This is a genomic window from Aminobacter sp. MET-1, from assembly GCF_026521175.1.
Classification (GTDB): Bacteria; Pseudomonadota; Alphaproteobacteria; order Rhizobiales; family Rhizobiaceae; genus Aminobacter.
This window is the reverse complement of sequence record NZ_JAMSHL010000004.1, coordinates 189,459-211,863: the sequence shown is the minus strand read 5'-3', so window position 1 is coordinate 211,863 and position 22,405 is coordinate 189,459. Positions and strand designations below refer to the sequence as shown.

General features: G+C 63.7%; 29 protein-coding genes. 7 read left to right on the top strand and 22 right to left on the bottom strand.

Translation table 11 applies throughout. The features are described from left to right. The first annotated feature begins 21 nt into the window (after positions 1 to 21). Complete coding sequence (locus NDO48_RS07880) at positions 22 to 1,272, top strand: ubiquinone biosynthesis hydroxylase (RefSeq protein ID WP_018430294.1); 1,251 nt, start codon at positions 22 to 24, stop codon at positions 1,270 to 1,272. 111 nt (positions 1,273 to 1,383) lie between these two features. On the opposite strand, the gene NDO48_RS07875 is transcribed toward NDO48_RS07880, so the two are convergent. The 3 genes from NDO48_RS07875 to NDO48_RS07865 all read right to left on the bottom strand — a co-directional run bounded on the left by NDO48_RS07875 (position 1,384) and on the right by NDO48_RS07865 (position 2,802). Then, positions 1,384 to 1,926, bottom strand: a complete 543-nt coding sequence (locus NDO48_RS07875; protein WP_267321265.1) for a hypothetical protein — start codon at positions 1,924 to 1,926, stop codon at positions 1,384 to 1,386. A gap of 277 nt (positions 1,927 to 2,203) precedes the next feature. After that, the gene (locus NDO48_RS07870) at positions 2,204 to 2,560 is read right to left on the bottom strand and encodes a YciI family protein (RefSeq protein ID WP_018430296.1); all 357 of its coding nucleotides are present in this window, start codon (positions 2,558 to 2,560) and stop codon (positions 2,204 to 2,206) included. Next, positions 2,557 to 2,802 carry a hypothetical protein gene (locus tag NDO48_RS07865; protein ID WP_267321264.1) on the bottom strand — a complete coding sequence of 82 codons (246 nt, stop codon included), beginning with the start codon at positions 2,800 to 2,802 and terminating at the stop codon, positions 2,557 to 2,559. Before NDO48_RS07865 ends, NDO48_RS07870 begins: the two co-directional genes overlap by 4 nt. Positions 2,803 to 2,973: 171 nt before the next feature. Between NDO48_RS07865 and NDO48_RS07860 the strand changes: the two genes are divergently transcribed. Next, positions 2,974 to 3,399: an OsmC family protein gene (locus NDO48_RS07860; RefSeq protein WP_026227660.1), complete on the top strand. Its 426-nt coding sequence runs from the start codon at positions 2,974 to 2,976 to the stop codon at positions 3,397 to 3,399. Between the two features lie 49 nt (positions 3,400 to 3,448). On the opposite strand, the gene NDO48_RS07855 is transcribed toward NDO48_RS07860, so the two are convergent. Beyond that, positions 3,449 to 4,423, bottom strand: coding sequence for an AraC family transcriptional regulator (locus NDO48_RS07855; protein ID WP_018430299.1), 975 nt, complete (start codon positions 4,421 to 4,423; stop codon positions 3,449 to 3,451). 190 nt (positions 4,424 to 4,613) lie between these two features. Between NDO48_RS07855 and NDO48_RS07850 the strand changes: the two genes are divergently transcribed. Beyond that, on the top strand, positions 4,614 to 4,778 hold the full coding sequence (locus NDO48_RS07850) for a hypothetical protein (protein ID WP_267321263.1): 165 nt from the start codon (positions 4,614 to 4,616) through the stop codon (positions 4,776 to 4,778). A gap of 309 nt (positions 4,779 to 5,087) precedes the next feature. Further along, the gene (locus NDO48_RS07845) at positions 5,088 to 6,206 is read left to right on the top strand and encodes a Glu/Leu/Phe/Val family dehydrogenase (protein ID WP_267321262.1); all 1,119 of its coding nucleotides are present in this window, start codon (positions 5,088 to 5,090) and stop codon (positions 6,204 to 6,206) included. A gap of 102 nt (positions 6,207 to 6,308) precedes the next feature. On the opposite strand, the gene NDO48_RS07840 is transcribed toward NDO48_RS07845, so the two are convergent. The 7 genes from NDO48_RS07840 to sdhC all read right to left on the bottom strand — a co-directional run bounded on the left by NDO48_RS07840 (position 6,309) and on the right by sdhC (position 11,863). Continuing rightward, positions 6,309 to 7,142 (bottom strand): nucleotidyltransferase domain-containing protein, encoded by an 834-nt coding sequence (locus tag NDO48_RS07840; RefSeq protein WP_267321261.1) that lies wholly within the window; start codon positions 7,140 to 7,142, stop codon positions 6,309 to 6,311. 99 nt (positions 7,143 to 7,241) lie between these two features. After that, positions 7,242 to 7,886 (bottom strand): YceH family protein, encoded by a 645-nt coding sequence (locus NDO48_RS07835; RefSeq protein ID WP_267321260.1) that lies wholly within the window; start codon positions 7,884 to 7,886, stop codon positions 7,242 to 7,244. Positions 7,887 to 7,984: 98 nt separating this feature from the next. Then, on the bottom strand, positions 7,985 to 8,764 hold the full coding sequence (locus NDO48_RS07830) for a succinate dehydrogenase iron-sulfur subunit (RefSeq protein WP_018430304.1): 780 nt from the start codon (positions 8,762 to 8,764) through the stop codon (positions 7,985 to 7,987). 10 nt (positions 8,765 to 8,774) lie between these two features. Then, positions 8,775 to 9,218: a DUF3052 family protein gene (locus NDO48_RS07825; RefSeq protein WP_018430305.1), complete on the bottom strand. Its 444-nt coding sequence runs from the start codon at positions 9,216 to 9,218 to the stop codon at positions 8,775 to 8,777. Between the two features lie 3 nt (positions 9,219 to 9,221). Next, entirely contained in the window at positions 9,222 to 11,051 is a 1,830-nt protein-coding gene (sdhA, locus tag NDO48_RS07820) for a succinate dehydrogenase flavoprotein subunit (protein WP_018430306.1), read from the bottom strand. A 4-nt stretch (positions 11,052 to 11,055) separates the two neighbouring features. Further along, entirely contained in the window at positions 11,056 to 11,451 is a 396-nt protein-coding gene (gene sdhD, locus NDO48_RS07815) for a succinate dehydrogenase, hydrophobic membrane anchor protein (RefSeq protein WP_267321259.1), read from the bottom strand. A gap of 1 nt (position 11,452) precedes the next feature. Further along, the gene (gene sdhC, locus NDO48_RS07810; RefSeq protein WP_026227661.1) at positions 11,453 to 11,863 is read right to left on the bottom strand and encodes a succinate dehydrogenase, cytochrome b556 subunit; all 411 of its coding nucleotides are present in this window, start codon (positions 11,861 to 11,863) and stop codon (positions 11,453 to 11,455) included. A gap of 401 nt (positions 11,864 to 12,264) precedes the next feature. Here sdhC and NDO48_RS07805 point away from each other — a divergent pair, with 401 nt between their 5' ends. After that, entirely contained in the window at positions 12,265 to 12,624 is a 360-nt protein-coding gene (locus tag NDO48_RS07805) for a hypothetical protein (protein ID WP_026227662.1), read from the top strand. A 13-nt stretch (positions 12,625 to 12,637) separates the two neighbouring features. On the opposite strand, the gene NDO48_RS07800 is transcribed toward NDO48_RS07805, so the two are convergent. The 3 genes from NDO48_RS07800 to NDO48_RS07790 all read right to left on the bottom strand — a co-directional run bounded on the left by NDO48_RS07800 (position 12,638) and on the right by NDO48_RS07790 (position 16,616). Continuing rightward, positions 12,638 to 13,858, bottom strand: a complete 1,221-nt coding sequence (locus tag NDO48_RS07800) for a sensor domain-containing diguanylate cyclase (protein WP_267321258.1) — start codon at positions 13,856 to 13,858, stop codon at positions 12,638 to 12,640. 167 nt (positions 13,859 to 14,025) lie between these two features. Beyond that, positions 14,026 to 15,435 (bottom strand): 3-isopropylmalate dehydratase large subunit, encoded by a 1,410-nt coding sequence (gene leuC, locus NDO48_RS07795; protein ID WP_018430311.1) that lies wholly within the window; start codon positions 15,433 to 15,435, stop codon positions 14,026 to 14,028. 287 nt (positions 15,436 to 15,722) lie between these two features. Next, entirely contained in the window at positions 15,723 to 16,616 is an 894-nt protein-coding gene (locus tag NDO48_RS07790; RefSeq protein ID WP_267321257.1) for a haloalkane dehalogenase, read from the bottom strand. Positions 16,617 to 16,686: 70 nt separating this feature from the next. Between NDO48_RS07790 and NDO48_RS07785 the strand changes: the two genes are divergently transcribed. Next, entirely contained in the window at positions 16,687 to 17,163 is a 477-nt protein-coding gene (locus NDO48_RS07785; protein WP_267321256.1) for a MarR family winged helix-turn-helix transcriptional regulator, read from the top strand. Here NDO48_RS07785 and NDO48_RS07780 read toward each other — a convergent pair whose 3' ends face one another. The 6 genes from NDO48_RS07780 to NDO48_RS07755 all read right to left on the bottom strand — a co-directional run bounded on the left by NDO48_RS07780 (position 17,164) and on the right by NDO48_RS07755 (position 20,384). Further along, positions 17,164 to 17,709 (bottom strand): MgtC/SapB family protein, encoded by a 546-nt coding sequence (locus tag NDO48_RS07780; protein WP_267321255.1) that lies wholly within the window; start codon positions 17,707 to 17,709, stop codon positions 17,164 to 17,166. A gap of 52 nt (positions 17,710 to 17,761) precedes the next feature. Then, positions 17,762 to 18,178 (bottom strand): CopD family protein, encoded by a 417-nt coding sequence (locus NDO48_RS07775; protein ID WP_018430316.1) that lies wholly within the window; start codon positions 18,176 to 18,178, stop codon positions 17,762 to 17,764. Continuing rightward, on the bottom strand, positions 18,175 to 18,495 hold the full coding sequence (locus tag NDO48_RS07770) for a DUF3817 domain-containing protein (RefSeq protein ID WP_018430317.1): 321 nt from the start codon (positions 18,493 to 18,495) through the stop codon (positions 18,175 to 18,177). Before NDO48_RS07770 ends, NDO48_RS07775 begins: the two co-directional genes overlap by 4 nt. Positions 18,496 to 18,586: 91 nt before the next feature. Continuing rightward, complete coding sequence (locus NDO48_RS07765; protein WP_267321254.1) at positions 18,587 to 19,222, bottom strand: class I SAM-dependent DNA methyltransferase; 636 nt, start codon at positions 19,220 to 19,222, stop codon at positions 18,587 to 18,589. Next, a complete protein-coding gene (locus tag NDO48_RS07760; protein WP_267321253.1) occupies positions 19,219 to 20,028 on the bottom strand; it encodes an amino acid ABC transporter permease in 810 nt (269 codons plus the stop codon). Before NDO48_RS07760 ends, NDO48_RS07765 begins: the two co-directional genes overlap by 4 nt. Beyond that, on the bottom strand, positions 20,025 to 20,384 hold the full coding sequence (locus tag NDO48_RS07755; protein ID WP_267321252.1) for a winged helix-turn-helix transcriptional regulator: 360 nt from the start codon (positions 20,382 to 20,384) through the stop codon (positions 20,025 to 20,027). The genes NDO48_RS07760 and NDO48_RS07755 overlap by 4 nt, the downstream gene beginning before the upstream one ends. A 76-nt stretch (positions 20,385 to 20,460) precedes the next feature. Here NDO48_RS07755 and NDO48_RS07750 point away from each other — a divergent pair, with 76 nt between their 5' ends. Then, a complete protein-coding gene (locus NDO48_RS07750; protein WP_267321251.1) occupies positions 20,461 to 20,850 on the top strand; it encodes a nuclear transport factor 2 family protein in 390 nt (129 codons plus the stop codon). Between the two features lie 45 nt (positions 20,851 to 20,895). Here NDO48_RS07750 and NDO48_RS07745 read toward each other — a convergent pair whose 3' ends face one another. Then, on the bottom strand, positions 20,896 to 21,693 hold the full coding sequence (locus NDO48_RS07745) for a transporter substrate-binding domain-containing protein (RefSeq protein ID WP_018430322.1): 798 nt from the start codon (positions 21,691 to 21,693) through the stop codon (positions 20,896 to 20,898). A 154-nt stretch (positions 21,694 to 21,847) separates the two neighbouring features. Next, complete coding sequence (locus tag NDO48_RS07740) at positions 21,848 to 22,360, bottom strand: GNAT family N-acetyltransferase (protein ID WP_026227665.1); 513 nt, start codon at positions 22,358 to 22,360, stop codon at positions 21,848 to 21,850. Positions 22,361 to 22,405 lie beyond the last annotated feature (45 nt).

Here is a 22,405-nt window from a genome sequence, read left to right as displayed (position 1 = left end):
CCGGATAAGAGGAGAGCGGCCATGGCCACGGACCAGAGCAAACCGACGCAACTCGACGTTTTGGTTGCCGGTGCCGGCTATGTCGGGCTGGCCACTGCCGTGTCGATGAAGCAGTCGCGCCCGAGCCTGCACATCGCCGTCGTCGACGCCGCCCCCGCCGAGGTCTGGCGCAAGGACGGCCGAGCTTCGGCCATCGCCGCCGCCGCCTGCCGCATGCTCGACCAACTCGGCTGCTGGGCCGAGATCGAGCCCGAGGCGCAGGCGATCATGGACATGATCATCACCGATTCGAAGGCTGCCGACCCGGTACGACCGGTGTTCCTTACCTTCGACGGCGAGATCGCGCCCGGCGAGCCCTTCGCCCACATGGTCGAGAACAAGGTGCTCAACGGCGCCCTGCGCCGCCGCGCCGCCGAGCTTGGCATCGACATCATCGAGGGCGTCGCCGTCCAGTCCTTCGAAACCGGCACGACCGCCACCAAGGTGCATCTCGCCGACGGCATCAGCATCGACGTTCGCCTGCTCGTCGCCGCCGACGGCGTCAATTCCAAGCTGCGCGACATGGCCGGCATCAAGACGGTGCGCTGGGAGTATGGCCAGTCGGGCATCGTCTGCACTGTTGCCCACGAGCGTCCGCACGAGGGCCGCGCCGAGGAGCATTTCCTGCCCGCCGGTCCCTTCGCCACCCTGCCGCTCAAGCCGCGCGACGGCGTCAACCGCTCTTCCATCGTCTGGAACGAACGCACAGAGGACGCCGACAAGCTGGTCAAGGGCGACCCCTTCGTCTTCGAGATCGAGCTGGAGCAGCGCTTCGGCCTCAAGCTCGGCGAGATCCGCGTCGAGGACAAGCCGCGCGCCTGGCCGCTCGGCCTGACGCTGGCGCGGGCCTTCGTCGCACCGCGCTTCGCGCTCGCTGGCGACGCCGCCCACGGCATCCACCCCATCGCCGGACAGGGCCTCAATCTCGGCTTCAAGGACGCAGCCGCCCTTGCCGAGACCATCGTCGAGGCCGACCGCTTGGGACAGGACATCGGCGCCATGGACGTGCTGGAGCGCTACGAGACCTGGCGCCGCTTCGACACCGTGCGCATGGGCGTGACGACTGATGTGCTCAACCGCCTGTTCTCCAACGACATCGCCCCGGTCCGCGCCATCAGAGATATTGGCCTCGGCCTCGTCGACCGCGTGCCTCGCCTGAAGGAATATTTCATCCGCCAGGCCTCCGGTATGACCGGCGAGACACCCCGCCTGCTCAGGGGGGAGGCGATCTAGGACAATTCCGGGAAGAGTGGGCAGCGGTTTTCCGTCCGGATTTGCGCAATAGCAATAGATATAGAGGGATTCCGCAACTCGTGGAAAAGCGGAAAAACTCTAAGGCAAGTCCTAGTTGACCTGAAAACCGAACTTCTGGCGAAGGCGCTGCACACGACGATCGAGCAAGGGCGGGAGCGAGCCTCCAGCGGCGGCAACGTCGCGGATCATATCCAGGACGTGGTGCCGTTCGCTTTCGTTGAGGCAATCCCGTAGAAATGGCCCGAGCTTGTCAATAACGACGTTCGCATCGTCGATCTGAGACGCCGCCCACTTTCCATAGATGACCGCCTCATCGGCCTTCCCGACATTGGTAATTTCCGAGATCGCGGACCTGATGACGTTTTCGCGGTCCGGCGCAATCGCCATGCCTTCCGTGACGATGGCAATGATTAGCGTGGCCGCCGCGACAACCGGATCATCAATGGTCGCCAGGGGTGAGAGTTCTGCCTGCTTCCGCAGTTGCTTACGCCGAACCGAGCCGCGCACCCGACCAACCGCATCGGCAACTTCGCTTGCAGCCTCACTCAAGTAACGGATCCTGTACCACCAGAACGCCGCACCGCCCAGCAAGCCGAGCAGAATAATCAGGCCCCCTTGATGCCGGGTAAGCATAGGTAAAATCGTCAATGACTTCAACGCGCCAACGTTGCCGCAAAAAATTGACGCTATTATTCTTTTAGGTTTCAGAAATATTCATCACTCCCTCTCGTGAACGAGCAGCCCGAGAGGCGCGCGTTGGAGATTCACGTCGGAACGCCAGTGAAACCGGGACCGATCCAGAGGACCGTTTCCGCCTTCGATACTTGTCCGATCTCCCGATACCAAGGTAGGCGGCGCGCCGAACACCGGCGCCGTCGAGAGCCCACATCTTGAGCTTGTCGAAGTGCCCCTACGATCCCGGAATATCGTAGATCGCCCGCACCTCGATCTGGCCCATGGCGGCAAGGGGAATGTTCGAGGCGATCTCCAGGGCTTCCTCCTGGTCGGCTGCCTCTATCATCACGAAACCGATCAGCTGTTCCTTGGTCTCGGCGAACGGGCCGTCGGTCACTAGCTTCTTGCCGTTGCGGCGTTTGACGGTCTTTGCCGTCTTAACCGATTGCAGAGCTTCTGCCGCGATCAGCTTGCCACTTCTTTCCAGCATCCGGTCATAGGCGAGCGAATCCGCGTCGAGCTTCGCCGCAGCGTCCCGCGACAGCGCACCAAGCTGCTGTTCCTCATGATAAACCAGGCAAAGATATTTCATCCCACGCTCCCTTGCAGTATTGGAAAGCCTATCACCTGCGGTGCGGACCGGGCGACTGGCCGCAATGTCGTCGCGTCCAGAAGCAAAGCCAGCACAAGGATGATGCCGAACGCCAGGAGCATCCGGCCAACGCCCGATGACCGCACATGACATCCGTCGGGAGCATGCGCCCCGACTATTCCTTTTCCCAGATTGCCATGCGGCAGCATCTGCATCTCATCCTCCGGCAGCCGCAACGACATGCTGCGGCTCCCCAAGGACGATGCGACGGGCGATATCCAGACATTTTGGCGAGACAGTTTTTTCTGCGGGCGCGCCTTTCCTTCAGCCTTGAAGCTGGCGGGCGCGGCAGCCGGCGCTATAGTCTCACCCGGTTGCCGCACCTGGCCCCGTCAGAAATCATGGAGAACGTCATGAACCACAGTGCCAATGCCGTCTGGAAAGGCAATCTGAAGGAAGGCTCGGGAACCCTCGACACCCAGAGCGGTGCGCTCAAGGGCCAGCCTTATTCGTTCAAGGCCCGTTTCGAGGACGAGACCGGCAAGTCGGGCACCAACCCCGAGGAGCTGATCGCCGCCGCCCATGCCGGCTGCTTTGCCATGCAGCTGTCGCACTTCCTCGCCGAGAACGGCACGCCCGCCGCCAAGCTCGACGCCAAGGCGGTGGTGACGCTCATCCCCGGCACAGGCATCACCGAAAGCGCGCTGACCCTGGTCGGCACGGTGCCGGGCATCGACAACGCCAAGTTCCAGGAACTCGCCTCCAAGGCCAAGGAGAACTGCCCGGTCTCCAAGGCGCTCGGCGCCATCAAGGTGTCGCTCGACGCAAAGCTCGCCTGATGCCAATCCTGTGCGGGTGTCGGAGCGATCCGGCGCCCGCATCCATCGTTCAGGCGGCCAAGCCGTCCGCCCGCACCTCCGAGGGCGTCGCATCGAAGCGCCGGCGGAACACCCGGTTGAAATAGGACAGGTCGTTGAACCCGGCCTCATAGGCGATGTCGGTGATGCTGCGCTGTGCCCATCTTGGATCGGCCAGCATGCGGTGCGCTCGCCGCAGCTTCTGGCCGAGCGCGAACTCAGTGAATGAAAGCCCCTCGCTCTCGAACAGCTTGCGCACATAGCGTGGCGAAAGCTTGTGTTCGGCGGCGATCGCCTCGGCCGACAGTCCGCGCAGGTCGCTGCGTGCCGTTATGTCGGCCTTGATCGCAGCCAGCCGCGCCGCACGCAAGCCGCGCCCCAGCGCCACCTGCTCGGCATCGCGTGCAGCCCCCAGCGTCAGCGCCGTCAGGTCGAGAAGGTGGCTCGCTGCCATCCGCGCCATATTGCCCGGCAGCGCGACATCCAGCTTCTGCAGCGCCGTTGCGTAGCTGATCAGAAGTTGCATCGGGCCCTGGTCGATCGGGATGGGCCGCATCATCATCTTCGACACGTCTCCGAGCAGCGGCTGCAGCGCCTTCCGCTCGAATCGTAGGTTTACGTATGTGAAGCCGGGACGCGTGACGTTCGCGCCCACCCGTCCGCCCGGCACGAACATCGCGCAGCCGGGACGGATGCTTTCCTCGAAGCTGCCGATCTGCATATGGCTGCCGCCGGAAATCGCCGCCAGCAGGATGACGTCGTCATTGTCGATCATCTCCTTGCCGATACCGACGCTTATCGGCGAGGCGGTGCCGGTGGCGATGCCGACGCCCGGCAGCAGCCGCACCCGCATGTCCATGTGAACAGGCGCATCGTTTACCGGCGCCAGCTCGGCCCTGAGGATCGTGCGCCCATAGACCTCGCGCAGCACGGCAAGCCGCTCCTGCGCCGGGAGGTCATCGGAAAGCATATGGAAGGAGACGTTCTGCCCGTCGGAATCGGTCATTGGCCTATTCAACAAGATACAACCAAGGCGGGCAGGACGTCTTTCTATTTCGCGCCGAAGAATAGGTCAAGCCCGTACCGCCGAAACCCGAAAAAGGGGCCGCCCAGTCCAAGAAACGGCATCGCCCGCCGTCTAATTTCCCCTCGCAAATCGAAGCGGGTCCAGTCCTGGCGGTACGAGGAAATCGGACATGCACCACCTTCAATTTCTCAAGACGCTCGCAGCGCTGGCTGCGGCGGGCTTCAACCCGCGTGCCTTCCTCGCCCCCATGGCACTCGGCACCAAGGTTCCCAAGCAGGCCGAAGCGAGGCCGCGGCGCGAACCTGAAGAACCAAAGGACACCTCGGACCGGTAGCGGCGGACCGACAGTCCTGTCGCCCATCGAGGCGGCCCTGCCGCGGCACCCCTGGTGCGGCGCAGGAGGAGGTCTGGCTACAGCACCCCATGCCAGGGCAGTGGCATGGCCGCTGGCAGTCCAGCGGGCCGGGCGCAGGGGGGCAGACCCGCGCCCGGCCTACTTTTTCTTCGCAAGCCGGATTTTTCGTTTGTTGCGCGACGAGGCACCTGGGCGCAATGCACGGTCGCGTCGCTGCCCGTCTTCGAAACCAAAGATCGCTCGAAATGTTTAGCTTTGGAGGGGACCAGCCCACCGGGAGGAACCCTCATGCTGAACGTCACCGAACCGCGCCAGGCCAAGCTTTCCGGCGCCACCACCCTCGAAATCACCGACATCACCGCGGACGCCGCCCGTATCCCCGGCTTCGACGCCCACGAGCAGGTCTGGCTCGGCCGCGACGCCGTGCGCGGCCTGACCGCCATCGTCTCCATCCACACGACAGTGCTCGGACCTGCGCTCGGCGGCACTCGCATCTGGCCGCATGTCAGCTTCGAGGCTGGCGTCACGGACGCGCTGCGCCTGTCGCGCGGCATGACCTTCAAGTCGGCCATCGCCGGCCTGCCGCTCGGCGGCGGCAAGGCGGTCATCATCGCCGATCCGAAGACCGACAAGACGCCTGCCATGCTCGAGGCCTATGCCGAGATGCTGGTGGCACTCGAGGGCCAGTATGTCACGGCCGAAGACGTGGGCATGACGCTCGCCGACGCCGATTTCCTCGCCGAGCGTGCACCCAATGTCAGCGGCACCACCAAGGGCGGCAGCGGCAACCCCTCACCGTTTACGGCCCAAGGCACCTTCCTCGGCCTCAAGGCGGCACTACGCCACCGCACCGGCAGCGACGAGCTCAAAGGCATCCGCGTCGCCGTCCAGGGCCTCGGTTCGGTCGGCTGGTCGCTGTGTGAGAAGCTTCATGCCGAAGGTGCCGTGCTGACCGTCTCCGACCTAGATGCCACGCGCACCGCCCGCGCCGCCGAAAAGTTCGGCGCGACGGTTGTCGAGGGCAACGCGATCGTTGCCGCCGATGTCGACATCTTTGCGCCCTGCGCACTCGGCGGCATGCTTTCGGCTGAGACCATCCCGCTGCTCAAGGCCCGGATCGTCGCCGGTGCCGCCAACAACCAGCTGGCGACGGCGGAAGACGGCAAACGCCTGGTCGAGCGCGGCATCCTCTATGCCCCCGACTATGTCATCAACGCCGGCGGCGTCATCAATGTCGCAGCCGAAATGACCGAAGGCGGCTATCATGTCGAGGCAGTCATGCCGCGCGTCGAACAAATCGCCGGCACGCTGACCAGGATTTTCCAGCGCGCCGAACGCGAAGGCCGCACCACCGACGCTGTCGCCGAAGCCATGGCCCGCGAGATCGTCGAGGCTGCATGGACGTAAGACAGCTCAGCTTCCTTCTCCCCGCCCGCGGGGAGAAGGTGCCGGCGGGCGGATCAAGGGGCAGCATAGCCTCGCCAGTATCAGGCCACTATGCGCGGCAGATCAGTTCGATGGGGCAAGCCTGTGGCTCCATTCCCGCCAAAAATCATCGAGAAGTCGTTCGCTGCCCGGACGGCGCGCCTCAGCCCCATCTCGCCATGTCTGCGCACGCGGATACTCCGCAGCCAGGAAAGCCCGTATAGGCGCTGGTATTTCCCCTTCGCCAAGTTCGCGGGTTTCGGCCTTGCGTGCCATCAATTCATCAATGGCCCCGACGACGGCAGGTTCAAGAGTCACGCCTGCGCAGAGGGTTGGGAAGTTCATCGGTGCGATTGCCGAGTTCGGATTCTCGTCCAGCCATTTCAGGGCCATCAAGGGGCGCAAGGCATAGAAAAGCTTCTTGAGCGGCACCCGCTCCGGTGTTGCCAGGAAACGTTCGAGGTGATTGGCCGCCAGGTGGTAATAGTGTCGCCCTGTCAACGCACGATCAGCGACCTGGTCCGCAAGCTTGGCGAACGCCTCGCGAAACGTTGTGTCGCATTGGTAGGTCAAGGGGGACGTCAGCCACTCGACCACGACCACATTGCCCTTGAGCAACAGCTTCAGGGCCTTGGAAAGCTCCCAGCCGTTGACGTCAAGGATCGAAGTCAACGGCATTTCGATGACATCGCGCTCGGGGAACAGCGTGAAAGTCTCGCTGGCCGCCCTGACAAACACAAATCGGCAATCATAGTCGCTATCGGGCGATGGAAACCCCCAAGCCCGGCTGCCGCTCTCGACTGCCAGGGGAATCGACACATGGTGACGACGTGCGACATCCGCCAGGCGGCTGTCGATCTCGGCCACAATTGCCGGATCCATCGATGCTGGAAAATGCCGATCGATCAAATCTGCCACCCCTCGCGTGCCAATCAACACGGAGCGCTATAGCAGATGCAAAGGAACAAGGTCGACCAAGCGGTCAGCGATGCGGACCCGCTGTCGTTCGCCGAGCGCTTATCCGCCGACAGCGTCGAGCCGCGCCTTCAGCGCCGCCACTTCTTCTTCCAGAAGGCGAACGCGTTCCTCAAGCTCCGACACGGCGGGTGAGGCCGTGCTCGGTGCTCGGCTCGCAACAGTGGCGACGGCGGCAACGTCGACATCGCCTGACAACAGATGCGCAAAGCGATCCTCGCGCTGGCCGGGGGCGCGGCCGATCTCCTTGACCAGCGCCGGCCGGCGGCCGATCAGCATGTCGAGTTCGCCGCGCACAGCGTCGGCATCGGCGAAGTTCGCCATGCGCTCGGTGCGGGCGAGCAACTCATAGACGGTCTGCGGTCCGCGCAGCAGAAGCATTCCGACCACAGCACTCTGGTTGCGTGTCAGCGAGAACTTCTGGGCCATCTGATGTTCGTAGCGCTCGACCCGCGAGGCAAACTGCTGCTTCGCCAGTCCCTTCGCCTGCAACGAAGCGAGCGCCCTGGTGATGTCGACCATTTCCAGGGCCATGACCGGCTCGCGCGACGTCTTCTGGTTGGCGGCAGACACCAGCGCATTCGAAGTCATCGGGTAGACGTCGGGCGTCAATTCCTTCTTCTCGATCAGGCAGCCGAGCACGCGTGCTTCGACCGCAGTGAGATTGGGAAGGTCCGTGTCCGTCATATCAGCCGCTATAGCCTCACTTCAGGCGTTCAACCATCATCTGCTTGATCTCGGCTGCCGCAACACCACAGGCGCGGAGCCGACAATCGATCGCCGAACTAAACGCGCCGCTCGACCATCATCTTCTTGATTTCGGCGATCGCCTTGGCCGGGTTCAGACCCTTCGGGCAGGTCTGGGCGCAGTTCATGATCGTGTGGCAACGATAGAGCCGGAACGGATCCTCGAGATTGTCGAGGCGCTCGCCCTTGGCTTCGTCTCTGGAGTCGATCAGCCAGCGATAGGCCTGCAGCAGCACGGCCGGGCCGAGATAGCGGTCGCCGTTCCACCAGTAGCTCGGGCACGACGTCGAGCAGCAGGCGCACAGGATGCACTCATAGAGGCCGTCGAGCTTCTGGCGGTCCTCATGGCTCTGCAGCCATTCCTTCGCCGGCTCCGGCGACACCGTCTTCAGCCATGGCTCGATCGAGCGGTGCTGGGCGTAGAAGTTGGTGAGGTCGGGCACCAGGTCCTTGACGACAGGCATGTGCGGCAGCGGATAGATCTTCACCGCGCCGGAAATGTCGTCGCAACCCTTGGTGCAGGCCAGCGTGTTCGAACCGTCGATGTTCATCGCGCAGGAGCCGCAGATGCCTTCGCGGCATGAGCGGCGCAGCGTCAGCGTCGGGTCGATCTTGTTCTTGATGTAGAGCAGCGCATCCAGAACCATCGGGCCGCAATCGTCGACATCGACGAAATAGGTGTCGATGCTCGGGTTCTCGCCATCGTCGGGGTTCCAGCGATAGATCCGGTATTCGCGCAGATTGGTCGCGCCCTCCGGCTTGGGCCAGGTCTTGCCCGGCTTCACCTGCGAGTTCTTGGGGAGTGTCAGTTCGACCACGATCGGTTCCTCACATCTTGGCGCGCAATTCCTTGCGGATGACGAGCTTGAGCCCGCTCCACACGGCGTCCACGGCACAGACTTTTACGTCCACAAGCCCCTTGGGCAGCACCACCTCGCGGATGACGTCTTCCGTCACGTCGGTCGCGATCTTCGCTGCCTTTTTGGGCCAGGAGATCCAGACCGCGCCGTCGGGCGCGATCATCTTCTTGAATGTCTCGGCACTGTCGTCGAGGTCGGCACGCCGCCTGGTGAAGGCATGGACCACGTCATGCCCGCCTCCGGCTTCAGCAAGACCTGACCAGCCCGTCAGCTTCTTCGCCGCAAAGTCGCGCGACGAAGCCAGTTCGCCGAGTTCGTCCGGCAGGTCGACAAACACCACGCTCTGCCCGTCCTTGAGGCCGAGCTTGGCCGCAAGCGGCGTTGGTGAATATCCTGCCGCCGGCAGCGCCATGGCTCAGTACACGCGCGCCTTCGGCGCGATCTTGGCGAGGCTGATGCCGCCGTCTTCTTCCTTGAGCAGCGGCTCGGTGTGCACGGGCCGGTAGGTCAGCGTCACCTTGCCGTCCTCCGCGACATTGGCCAGCGTGTGCACGCGCCAGTTGGCGTCGTCGCGCGAGGAGAAGTCCTCGCGGGCATGCGCACCGCGACTTTCCTTGCGGGCTTCGGCGCCATAGACGGTGGCGATGGCGTTGGCCATCAGGTTCTCGAGTTCCAGCGTCTCCACCAGGTCCGAGTTCCAGATCAGCGAGCGATCGAAGACCTTGACGTCCTTGAGCTCGCCCCAGATCTCGGAGATGCGCTTGCAGCCCTGCTCGAGCGATTCCTGCGTGCGGAACACGGCAGCGTCTTCCTGCATGGCCTTCTGCATCTTCTCGCGCAGCACCGCCGTCGGCGTCGAGCCATTGGCGTTCCGCAGGCGGTCGAAGCGCGCCATGATTTTTTCGACGCAAGCCTCGTTCGGCGAAGGAATCGGCGCATCGCGGTCGATGACCTCACCCGCGCGGATGGCGGCAGCACGGCCGAACACCACGAGATCGATCAGCGAGTTCGAGCCAAGACGATTGGCCCCGTGCACCGAGGCGCAGCCGGCCTCGCCGACGGCCATCAGGCCGGGCGACACGCGGTCCGGATTGTCCTTGGTCGGATTCAGCACCTCGCCCCAGAAATTGGTCGGGATGCCGCCCATGTTGTAGTGGACCGTCGGCAGCACCGGGATCGGTTCGCGGGTCACGTCGACGCCGGCGAAGATCTTTGCCGATTCCGAGATACCGGGAAGCCTTTCATGCAGGACCGCCGGATCGAGGTGGTCCAGATGCAGGAAGATGTGATCCTTGTTCTTGCCGACGCCGCGACCATCGCGGATTTCCAGCGTCATGCAGCGCGAAACCACGTCGCGCGACGCAAGGTCCTTGGCCGACGGTGCATAGCGCTCCATGAAGCGCTCGCCTTCGGAATTGACCAGGTAGCCGCCTTCACCGCGGGCACCCTCGGTGATCAGGCAGCCCGAGCCGTAGATGCCGGTCGGGTGGAACTGCACGAACTCCATGTCCTGCAGCGGCAGGCCGGCGCGTGCGGCCATGCCACCGCCGTCACCGGTGCAGGTGTGCGCCGACGTTGCCGAGAAGTAGGCGCGGCCGTAGCCGCCGGTGGCCAGCACGACCATCTTGGCCGAGAAGCGATGGATAGTGCCGTCATCGAGGTTCCAGGCCACGACGCCGGTGCAGGTGCCATCCGGCTCCATGATCAGGTCGAGGGCGAAATACTCGATGAAGAACTGAGCATTGTTCTTCAGCGACTGGCCATAGAGCGTGTGCAGGATGGCGTGGCCGGTGCGGTCGGCGGCAGCGCAGGTGCGCTGCACGGGCGGACCGTCGCCATAGTTCATCATGTGGCCGCCGAACGGCCTCTGGTAGATCTTGCCGTCTTCGGTGCGCGAGAACGGCACGCCGTAGTGCTCAAGCTCGTAGACCGCAGCCGGCGCTTCGCGCGCCAGATACTCCATGGCGTCGACATCGCCGAGCCAGTCCGAGCCCTTGACGGTGTCATAGAGGTGCCACTGCCAGGAATCGGGTCCCATGTTCTGGAGCGAGGCGGCGATGCCGCCCTGTGCCGCGACCGTGTGCGAACGGGTCGGGAAAACCTTGGTGATGCAGGCCGTCTTCAGACCCTGCTCGGCCATGCCGAGCGTGGCCCGCAGGCCGGCGCCGCCGGCGCCGACGACGACGACATCGAACTTGTGGTCGACGAATGTGTAGGCGGATGCTCCGCTGGACTTGCTGGCCACCGTATCAGCCTCCGAATGCAATCTTGAGCAGGGCGAACAACGTGGCCGCGCCGACTACAATGGTAAAGAAGGTGTTCAGCATGAGGAGGACGAGCTTGCCGCCCTCGCCATGCACGTAATCCTCGATGACGATCTGCATGCCGAGCCGCATGTGGTAGAGGCCCGAGATCAGCACCAACGCCATCACCAGCGCCACGAACGGATTGGCCAGCGAAGCGCGCACGGCATCGTAATCGGCGCCATTGAGGGCAATCAGCAGGCCGACGAAGAACAGCATCAGCGGAATGTTGGCGACCGCGGTCAGGCGCTGGCGCCAGAAATGCATGGTGCCTTCGCGGGCGGAACCCAGGCCGCGCACCTTGCCCAATGGCGTGCGCATATCGTTGCTCGAGCCGCTCATCTTATGCTCCCCGCAGCATGTAGCCGACGATCCAGACGAGCAGCGTCAGCACGACAGAACCGAACACCGTCGCCCAGGCGATCTTCGAAGCCGTGTGCTTCTCGAGGCCGACGCCGGTGTCCCAGATCAGGTGCCTGACGCCGCCAAGCAGGTGCTGCATCAGCGCCCAGGTGTAGCCGAACAGCACGAGCTGGCCGATCCAGCTGCCGAACACCCAACTGACGAAATCGAAGTATTCCCTGGAAGTCGCCGCAGCGATCAGCCACCAGGCAACCAGCAGCGTGCCGAAATACAGCGCGCAACCGGTAATGCGGTGAACGATCGACGTCGTCATGGTGACAGTCGGCCGATAGATTCCGAGATGCGGCGAAAGCGGCCGCGCTCGCGATTGGGTTGCTTGTGATTTGCTCATGGCTCCCCCGGGTCTGCGTCCGAGCGTGGCTTGAATACGGCGTCGTCGCACAGTTTTGCGACGTCGAACTGCGGGCTTTCTAATGCGCTTTTTGCACCGCGTCAAAGTCGGAAAACCGTTCTGGCGCACCTATTTAGTCACATCGCGGCTTCAATCGATTGAAGAGACGCGAGCACCACCCGCGTGGGTAGCCGTTGCGCATCCATTCGCTCCATCTCGTTGGGATTACGGCAACTTTCGCGTCGGCCCCGCCCACCCGCCAGCCGAGTCGCAGCCCGCCCTAAGGAGAAAATTAACCATACTTATTAATCTTTTGTACCCGACCCTTAACAAAGGTAAAGAAAGGATTAAGCTGCACCGCAGCATCCGGTTTCGTTTAGCCGGCCAGCATGGAGAGCACGATGCGTCCTGTATTGGCATTTCTGGCGACCACGCCGCTGGCGTTTGCGGCAGCACTGGCCATATCTTCGCCGGCTCTGTCGGGCGGCTGGTCGCAGGATCGTGTCTATGCCGATTCTTTCGGAAATCTCGTGGTCGAAGGTGCTGCCGGCTACAAGCGCATCGTCGTCGGCCAGGGCCATTCGGCCCGCAAGCTCGCCGCCTACACCGGCGCCACCGGCCCCAAGGTGATCTATCTCGACCAGCAGGGCGACCAGGCCGGACGCCATTGCTACAGCCCGCCTATGCTGCTCAAGGGCCGCAGTTACATGTATGGCTTCTCCGAGGGCGAGATCCCCCAGCCCTTCCTGCGCTGCTACTGACGCCTGATCGGGCTCAGGCCGGCGGCTTGCCGCCGAATGGTACGACGTTGGTCTCGGCCTGCACCTCGGCAAAACTGCCCGGCGCCACGCGCACGCAATCGCGCCCGTCTTTCTTGGCTTCGTAGAGTGCGGCGTCCGCCCGGCGCATCAGCTGGTCGATCACTTCGCCGGCTATCAGTTGGGCGACGCCGAAACTCGCGGTAAAGCGCCGGTTCGACGGCAGCCCGTCAATCGCCAGCGCCGAAAAGGCGCTGCGAGCACCTTCGGCGAACAGCCGTGCCGCCGCCAGATGCGTGCCCGGCAGAATGATGGCGAATTCCTCGCCGCCTATGCGACCCGCAATGTGGTGCCCCACCTTGGATTCGTGGATGAAGCGGGCGAAGGCCTCGATGACCCGGTCACCAGAGGCGTGGCCATAGGTGTCGTTGATCGACTTGAAGTGATCGAGGTCGGAGATGACGAGTGTCACCGGCAGGCCATGGCGCTCAGCCTCGCGCAGCGCGATGCCGGCGCGCCGCTGGAAGCCGCCGCGGTTGAGCAGCCCTGACAGCGCATCCGTCTCCGACTTGTGCGTCGCCTCGGCAACGATGTCACGCACCAGGATCACCAGCAGCGTCAGCGCGATGGACAACGCGAAGATCGTGCCCAACGCCTGCGAGATCATCGCATAGGTGCTCTGCAGATAAAGATGCGGATCCGAACCCGGCCCGCCGACAGCCAGCGCCAGATAGGGCTTGGAGAAGAACTGCAGCGCGCTCGCCAGAAGCACGGCGGCGAGGCCGTAGTCGAACTGGCTCAACTTGCCGCGCGAGCGCAGCACGATCGCCGCCCCCACCGCCTGCGCGATAGCGTAGGGCGTCTGGTAAGTCATCATCCGAAGCAGCGAATCGCGCGGCAGTGCCTGGGTCGCGTAGACGGCAACCGTCGCCAGCGCCAGGAACAGCAGCATCGAGCGCCATGGCGCCGCCATCTCGTAGCGGCGCGCCAGCCCGACATTCATGATGATGAGCGTCGCAAGGAAAGCAACGAAATTGGCGGTGGCGATCGGCCGGGTGTTTTCGAACCACGGGATCGCGAATTCGGTGGCGATGTAGATCAGGCCGGTGAAATAGCACAGCGCAAACCAGCGCGCGGAAACGCGCCTGGCGTCATAGATCGAGATCGCCATGAACGACGCGGCCAGCAGGCCGGCAACGAACACGTTGATCGCGAGAATGAACTCTGCACCGCTCATCGTCTGAAGTCGTCTCCTAGGGACGAACCAAACCATATCAGCGAGAAAAAGACGTTAACGTGACCTGGCTGCGCACGTAACCTTCAAGTCATCCTCAACAAATTGAAAAGGCGGCAGGCTCGCGCCCACCGCCTTTTGATCGATACGCTAATTTGTTTCCGTTGTGCTCAGTTCCAGTCGCGGATGTCGACGAAGTGGCCCGCGATCGCAGCGGCAGCGGCCATTGCCGGAGACACCAGATGGGTACGGCCCTTGAAGCCCTGACGGCCCTCGAAGTTGCGGTTCGAGGTCGAGGCGCAGCGCTCATGCGGCTTGAGGCGATCATCATTCATGGCGAGGCACATCGAGCAGCCCGGCTCGCGCCAGTCGAACCCGGCCTCGACGAAGATCTTGTCGAGGCCTTCGGCTTCCGCCTGCTCCTTCACCAGGCCAGAGCCCGGCACGATCATGGCGTTGACGGTCGAGGCCACCTTCTTGCCCTCGACCACCTTGGCCACAGCGCGCAGATCCTCGATGCGGCCATTGGTGCACGAGCCGATGAAGACGCGGTCGATGGCAATGTCGGTGATCTTGGTGCCGGCCGACAGGCCCATATAGTCGAGCGCGCGCTTCTTGGAGTTGCGCTTGTTCTCGTCCTCGATCACCTCTGCATCCGGCACCACGCCGGTGACGGCAACGACATCCTCGGGCGACGAGCCCCAGGTGACGATGGGCGGCAGCGATGCTGCGTCGAGCACCACGACCTTGTCGAAATGCGCGCCTTCGTCGGTGTGCAGGGTCTTCCAGTACTCCAGCGCCATGTCCCACGCCTTGCCCTTCGGCGCGCGCGGCTTGTCCTGGACGTAGGCGTAGGTCTTTTCGTCGGGTGCAATCAGGCCGGCTCGGGCACCGCCCTCGATCGACATGTTGCAGATCGTCATGCGGCCTTCCATCGACAGCGCACGGATCGCTTCACCGGCGTATTCGATGACGTAGCCGGTGCCCCCGGCAGTGCCGATCTCACCGATGATGGCAAGCACGATGTCCTTGGCGGTGACGCCATCAGGCAGCTGGCCGTCAACACGCACCAGCATGTTCTTGGCCTTCTTCTGGATCAGCGTCTGGGTGGCCAGCACGTGCTCGACCTCGGACGTGCCGATGCCGTGCGCCAAGGCACCGAAAGCACCATGCGTCGAGGTATGGCTGTCACCGCAGACGATGGTCATGCCCGGAAGGGTAAAACCCTGCTCGGGGCCGACGATGTGAACGATACCCTGACGCTTGTCGTTCTCGGAGTAATATTCCACGCCGAAGTCGGCGGCATTCTTGGCCAGTGCCTCGACCTGGATGCGGCTTTCCTCGTTCTTGATGCCGTTCTTGCGATCCGGCGAGGTCGGCACGTTGTGGTCGACGACTGCGAGCGTCTTTTCGGGGTGACGGACCTTGCGGTTGGCCATGCGCAGACCTTCGAAGGCCTGCGGGCTGGTCACCTCGTGGACGAGATGGCGGTCGATGTAGAGCAGGCAAGTGCCGTCGTCCTGGCGGTCGACGATGTGGTCGTCAAAGATCTTGTCGTAGAGGGTACGCGGTGCGCTCATGGCTTTGGATCCGTCGATATGAAACTGGGGAAGGCAATAGGGCGCGCCAAGGGCCCGTCGGCTCGGCGCAGGCGACTAGATAAGTCGGCTGGTCAGCGCGCCTGAGATCCGGGCAAAGAAACGCGACGGCAGGCGCTTGTGGTCCTGCAGCACGAAACCCTTGTAGGCCGGATCTCCAAACAGTTCTTCCATAAGCGGCTCAATATCAATCTTTTGACGTCCCGGCAATCACAAGCTCCTGCTGGCCCAAGCGGCGGAGCCGGCCAGCAGGATTCCGGCACGAGCCACTATGCAGTGTGGGCCAGCGCAGCTTTGCGGTTGCGAAGCCCGTGCCGGTCGGCCCAGCCCGAAATGGCGGCGGCAATCGCCTCCGGCTGGTCCTCGGGCGCTGCGTGCCGGGCCGGACCGCAATTGCCGATCTCCAGGCTGGCGATGTTGTCGGCGCACCAGCGGATCATCTCGTCCCCGATCATCAGCGTCTCGGGCGAGCCTTCGAAGGTCAGAAGCAGCTTGGGCACGTCGCCGCTCACGGCCAGCCAACGATCATAGGCCTCGATGCGGGCAATCACGTCGGCCGGTTCGCCCTCGATCGGCATGGCGCGCGGCCATTCGAGCAGCGGCCGCCGGCTTTCGCGCGTCGGATAGGGTCTGCGATAGACGTCGAGATCCTCGTCGCTCAGGTCGTTGAGCACGGTGGCGCGCAGGGCGAACTCGATGAAGAAATTCTCATCCAGCACCTTGGTCTCGCCGGTGCCTGCGCCGCGCAGCGTTTCGTAACGCGGCCTGGCGCTGTCGGAAAAGTCGGCCCACGTCATCGGACGCACGATGGTTTCCATCACCGCAATCCCCAGGGCCCGCCCGGGATGGCGTGCCGCCCAGTAGAAGGCCAGCGCCCCGCCCCAGTCGTGGCCGACAAGCACGACCTCCTCCAGCCCCATCGCCTCGAACCACGCGTCGAGATAGCGGGCGTGATCGTCGAATTTGTAGGCAATGTCAGGCTTGCCGGAGCTGCCCATGCCGATCAGGTCGGGCGCAAGACGGCGCACGCCTTCTCCGATACCGGGAAGCACGTTGCGCCAAAGATGCGACGAGGTCGGGTTGCCGTGCAGGAACACGAACGGCACACCGCTTCCCACATCCGCATAAGAGATTGTCGAGTCGAGGACATTGATCTCAGGCATCCGCTTTCCTTTCTGACCGCTAAATAGTAAGGTACCTGTCTAATATCAATTAGTCAGGTACCTGTCCATCTTGAAAGAAACGATCCCGGAAAATCCGCCGCTCGGCCTGTTGCTGCGTCTCGTCCACCAGCATTGGACCCAGGCCGTCGACACGGCCCTCGATGCCGCAGGCTTTGGCGACATTCGCCCGCCGCACGCCAACGTCTTCACCTTCACCCCGCCAGGGGGCATCCAGGTCAGCGAACTCACCAAGCTCGCCCATGTGCGCAAGCAGACCATGACCCAGGCCGTCGAGGAGCTGGAGAAGCTTGGTTATGTCGAGCGGCGGCCCGACCCCAACGATCGCCGCGGCCGGCTGGTCTTCCTCACCGAACGCGGTAAGGCGGTGCGCCCGATCGCGTCCGCCACCGGGCGCAAGGTCGACGACCGCTGGGCCGAACTGACCAGCCCGGAGGAAATGGAAAGGCTGCGCCGGTCGCTGCGGCAGCTGTTCGAAAAGGTTCGCGACGATGCGCCGGCCCGGTCAGGCGGCGAAAGTGACGGCTGACTAGCCAGCCTTGCCCTTGGCCGGATTGCGCACGCCGGGCTTCTCGTCGCGCTTGTCCTCGCTGAGGTCGAACTTGACCTCCAAGCTGTGCAGCAGGCCAAGCACGCATAGCGCAAGCAAGGTGACGAAGGCAGCGATCTGCCAGAGGCCGAGCCCGGCGGCGAGACCGATGGCACCGGCCAGCCACATACCGGCTCCCGTCGTCAGCCCCTGCACCTCGCCCCGGCTGAAGAACACCACACCTGCGGCAAGGAAAGCGACGCCTGCGGTGACTGCCTCGACCACGCGGATCGGGTCGACCTTCGCACCGTCCTTCAACACCTCGGGCCCGAACATCGGCGCATGCACGATCTCGATCGTCAGCAGTGCGAAGGTGGCCGCGGCCACGCAGACGAGAATATGCGTCCTCAAACCGGCCGGCCGGTTGCGCCATTCGCGCTCGAAGCCGACGGCCGCGCCGAATGCGGCAGCCAGCAGCATGCGTGCCACGATGACAGGAAATGAAGTGTAGGTCGGATGGCCGAATTCTTCGACGAGCTGTTCCAATGGCGGCTCCGTTTGGTTCAGCCCCCAACGCGTCATCGCAACGCAGGTTCCATCAGAACGGCTTGACGATAGCCAGTCCGACGATGGCCACAAGCAGCGCTCCGACAAGCCAATGCAGCTTGAGGACCAGCTTTGCCGGCTTGGCCAGCCGCGCGCCCGCCAGCTGGCGAAGCTGCCCGGCCAGCACGCCGTGCAATGCCGACATCGCCATGACCAGCGCCATCTTGGCGTGCAGCCAGGCATCGCCAAGCAGGCCGGCGCTGTAGGCGAGGTAGAGCCCCAGCGCCCAGACCGCCAGCATGGCCGGCGTCGCCACCCGGCTGAAGCCGCTCTGCAGGCGCGCCACCTGCTTGCCGTCGATATTGCCGGCCGCCTGCATGCGCGAAAGGGTCAGCGGCACGAAAATCATGCCTGACATCCACGCAACCATCGCCACGACATGCAGCGCCTTGATGATGAGGTAGCTCATTGGCCGGCGGCCGCCCGGGCGGCGAGATAGCGCTCGTTGAGGAAGGTGCCGAAGGGCACGAAACAGGCAAGCCCGGTGCGCAGCATCTCCCGCACCGTCCAACCACCGCCGGAAAAATTGTCGACGAGAGCCACGACGTAGAACACGAAGGCGACGCCGTGCACCGGCCCGGCGGCGCTGACCACTTGCGGATAGCCGGCGAGATGCTTCAGCGGCACCGCGACCAGCACCAGGAACACAAGCGTGGTGCCCTCGACAAGGCCGGCAAGACGCAGGCGGGACAGGGGATCGGCGAACAGGCGGCTGATTTGTGACATGGCCGGAGAGTTGACCGGCAAGCCTGCGCCAGCAATCCGCCATCCGGTCGCAGGGGCCGAATGACGCGCGACATTTCAGACATCGTTGAAGTCAGGCGACCCTGAAGACGAATGCCTGCACCATCACATACGGTTCGGCCACGGCAAAAGCCCGGAACGGCTGGCTTTCCTCGACCGGCAGCCATTTGCCCGCAGCCTCGAGCCCGGCGAATTTTTCACGGAAACCGCCTGTGTCCAGCACGACATCGCGCACTGTGAAAATGACGAAGCCGCCCGGCCTGGTGATCCGCGTCAGCTCGTCCAGGCTGGACGCCGGTGCATGGCCTGCGGTGAACACGCCGGTCGAGAAGACGGCGGCGAAATGCCCGTCGGCCCATGGCAACGGCCCGCCAAGTGCCGCCCTGGTCAGCGCTCCGTAGCCGCCGCGCGCCCGCGCCAGCTCGAGCATCGCCTCGGAAAGATCGAGCCCTTCGATCTCGCCATACCCGAGTGATCCAAGATACGGCCCCGACAGCCCCGTGCCACAACCGGCGTCGAGCAACGGCCCTTCGCCCTTGGGCACATGCCGCGCCACCCATGCCGAAATCACGAAAGGCAGGCAGTAGCCGAGAGCCGCCGTCTCCATGTCGTAGCCATTGGCCCAGCCCGCATAGGCAGCGGCCAGCTGCGTTTCCGTCTCCGCCGCATAGACCATGTCGAGCGCGGTCTTGTCGGCCTCGTCGGTCATGGCTTGAAATCCCTCCGCATCCGCCGCTCCAGCGCCCTCAGGCTGAGCGACAGCCCGACGGTCAGCAGCAGATAGACATAGGCTACGATGGAATAGGTTTCGAAGAAACGGAACGAGCCCGAGGCATAGACCTTGGCCATCTGCGTGATATCGGCGACGCCCAGCACCGAGACCAGCGAAGAATCCTTCACCATGGCGATGAAGTCGTTGCCATAGGGCGGCAAGATGGTCCTGAACGCTTGCGGCCAGACAATCAGACGGAAGCGCTGGTAGCGCGACAGCCCCAGCGCCTTCGCTGCCTCGATCTGGCCGACGTCGACAGCCTGGATGCCTGCGCGGAAGATTTCGGCGATGAAGGACGAATAGGCGATCGTCAGCGCGATAATCGCTCGCCACAAAAGTGAGAAGTCGCGTACCTGCATCGGCTCGATCAACCCTGCCGACTGCAGCGGTATGGTCACCCAATTCCAAGCAACCACGAATGCCGGTGCGCCGACGAAGGCGATCCAGAACAGCAGCACCAGGATCGGCAGCCCTCTGATAATCTCGACATAGAAGCGCGAGACCTGGCGCAGCACTTTCGAGTTCGACAGTCCGAGCAAGGCGATGAACAGACCCAGCGCGGAGGCCATGGCAAAGGCGACTATGGTGACGAAAAGCGTCACCCAAAGCCCTTTGACCAATGTTCCGAGAATCTGGGTGTAGACGTCGCTGATCGCGATCGTCACCGCCGAAGCCACACCGATGACCACGGCAGCCACCAGCCACCAAGGAAAATCATCCTTCTTGACCGGATACTGGCTCATGCTGCGCCCTGCCGCGGGCCGGCAAAGGAATGCGGCAGCGTCTCGAACTGGTCGAGCAGGGCAACCACCCGGCGTCCGCCCGCCGTCAGCGAGTAGACGACGCCGCGCGGGAAGGCAGCGACTGCTCCGCGCTCGACAAGCCCGCGCCCCAACAGGCCGTCCAGCCGCTCCGACAGCACCTTGGCGGTGATGCCGGGAAGCTGTGCCATCAGGTTGCCGTGCCGCTTCGGGCCGACCGACAGCTGCCACAAAACCAGCGCGTTCCAGCGATGACCGAGAAAGGACAGCCAGTCCTCGACCGGGCACACCTCCGGCCGCCGTGGCATCGGCGCCTCGCGCTCGCTGGTCGCGGTCATGTCTGCATTCATTTGGGATACCCGTTTGGATAGTTCTGAAGCGGCATGTTTTCGTCCGCAGCAAAGGAGAAAGCCAATGTCATTGAAAGTCTACCGGCCAGCCGACATGAACGAAACCTTTGCCGCCATCCGCAACAGCGGCGCTGTCGAGGCTCTGCTGGCGCTTTACGAGGACGATGCCCGGCTGCTGGTCGATCCTGGCGGCGCCGGCTTTGCCGGCAAAGCCGCAATAGCCGAGGAACTTGAGCGGCTGGTGCGCATGCCCGGCACGATGAGGTCGCAAAACACCTTCTGTGTCGAACATGGCGACCTGGCGCTGCTGCGCGCCGATTTTGCAATCGTCGATGAGGAAGGCACGACCCTCTATTCCGGCTTCACCGCCGAGATCGTCCGCAGGCAGGCAGACGGCACATGGCTCTATGTCGTCGACCACGCCGGTGCCAGCCGCTACGGAGCCGGTGCCTGACCGGACGTTTGCCGTCTCCGCCGCGAAGCGGAGACGGCAGCGCAATCACTGGCCCATCTTGTAGTCGAGGAACCACTTCTTGTTCAGCGCGTCGAAGGTGCCATCGGCCTTGAGCGCGGCAATCGCCGCGTTGATCGGCTGAACCAGATCCGAGCCCTTCTTGAAGATGAAGCCGAAGTCCTCGCTGCCCAGAGCCTCGCCCACCACCTTGAGCTTGCCTTCCGAGGCATCGACATAGCCTTGCGCCGCGACGCTGTCGGTCAGCACCAGGTCGACGTCGCCGGCCTTGAGTGCCTGCACGGTAGCGCCGAAGGTCTCGAACAGCTTGATGCGCGGGTTCTGCTCGTTGCCGTCGAGGATTTCGTAGACGGCGGTGTAGAAGGGCGAGGTGCCCGGCTGCGCCGCGATCAGGCCGTCCTTGAGGGCACCGAAGCTCTTGGCGTCGGTGAAGCGCTTCTCGTCAGCGCGCACCAGCATGAATTGCTGCGAACGCATATAGGGATCGGAGAAGTCGACCTTTTCCTTGCGTTCGTCCTTGATGGTGATGCCGGTCATGCCGATCTGGTACTGGCCGTCCGAGACCGCCTGGATCATCGCGTCCCAACTGGTGTTCTGGTACTCGATCTTGAAGTTCAGGCGCTTGGCGATCTCGTCCATCGCGTCATATTCCCAGCCGATCTGCTTGCCGGTCTTGGGGTCGATGAACTGCAGCGGCGGATAGGCGTTCTCGGTCACCACGGTGACGGTCTTGCCGCCGAGGTCGGGCAGGCTCTGGGCCTGGGCGACAAAGGGCGAAAGCATGAGGGCGAAGGCGCCGGCCAGCGCGAATTTGAGGCTATTCATGGTCTGATCCCCGAAAAACACAGGACCGGCGGCGCCGGTCAGTTGCGCGAGACTTTAGCCGTCCCGGATAGGCTTGCAAGCATGGACGATGCGCCAAACCGGTCCCTGCACCGGTCTTTGTTGCGATTTTTGTCGCTTCTGCGGAAAGCCGGGTTCAGTCCGCGCCGAAGACCAGAAGCACCTCGTCATGGAACCGCCCGTCCCAGAACAGGGCCTTCGGCTCGCGGCCAAAGGGCTTGAAGCCGAGCCCGAGATAGAGGCGCAACGCCGGATCGTTGTCGGCGATCACATGGGCATGTACCGCAAGGCCGCGTTCGGTCGCGTGATCGATGACCCGCTGCACCAGCGCCCGCGCGGCACCTGTGCCGCGCCACCGAGGATCGACATAGACGCCATACATCGCGCCCTTGTGCCGTGTCTTCCGCCGCTTTTCGCCAATGAAGGTCGCGACGCCTACCAGCTCGCCGCCACCAAAAACGCCATACACCGCATCCGGCTCGGGCAGGCTGGTCCGCGCCTCGAAATCGGCGTCGGTCAGGTGCGCCTCGTCTTCCGGGCTCGAGCTGAAGGCAAGCGGCGCGTTTTCGAGTGCTGCCATGCGCAGGCGCCTCAGGGCAGCACCCTCGCCCGCCACCAGCCTGCGGACGACGAATTCTCTTTGGGTCACCTTTCGTCCTCCCGAAACAAAAAAGGGCGGCACGAAGCCGCCCTT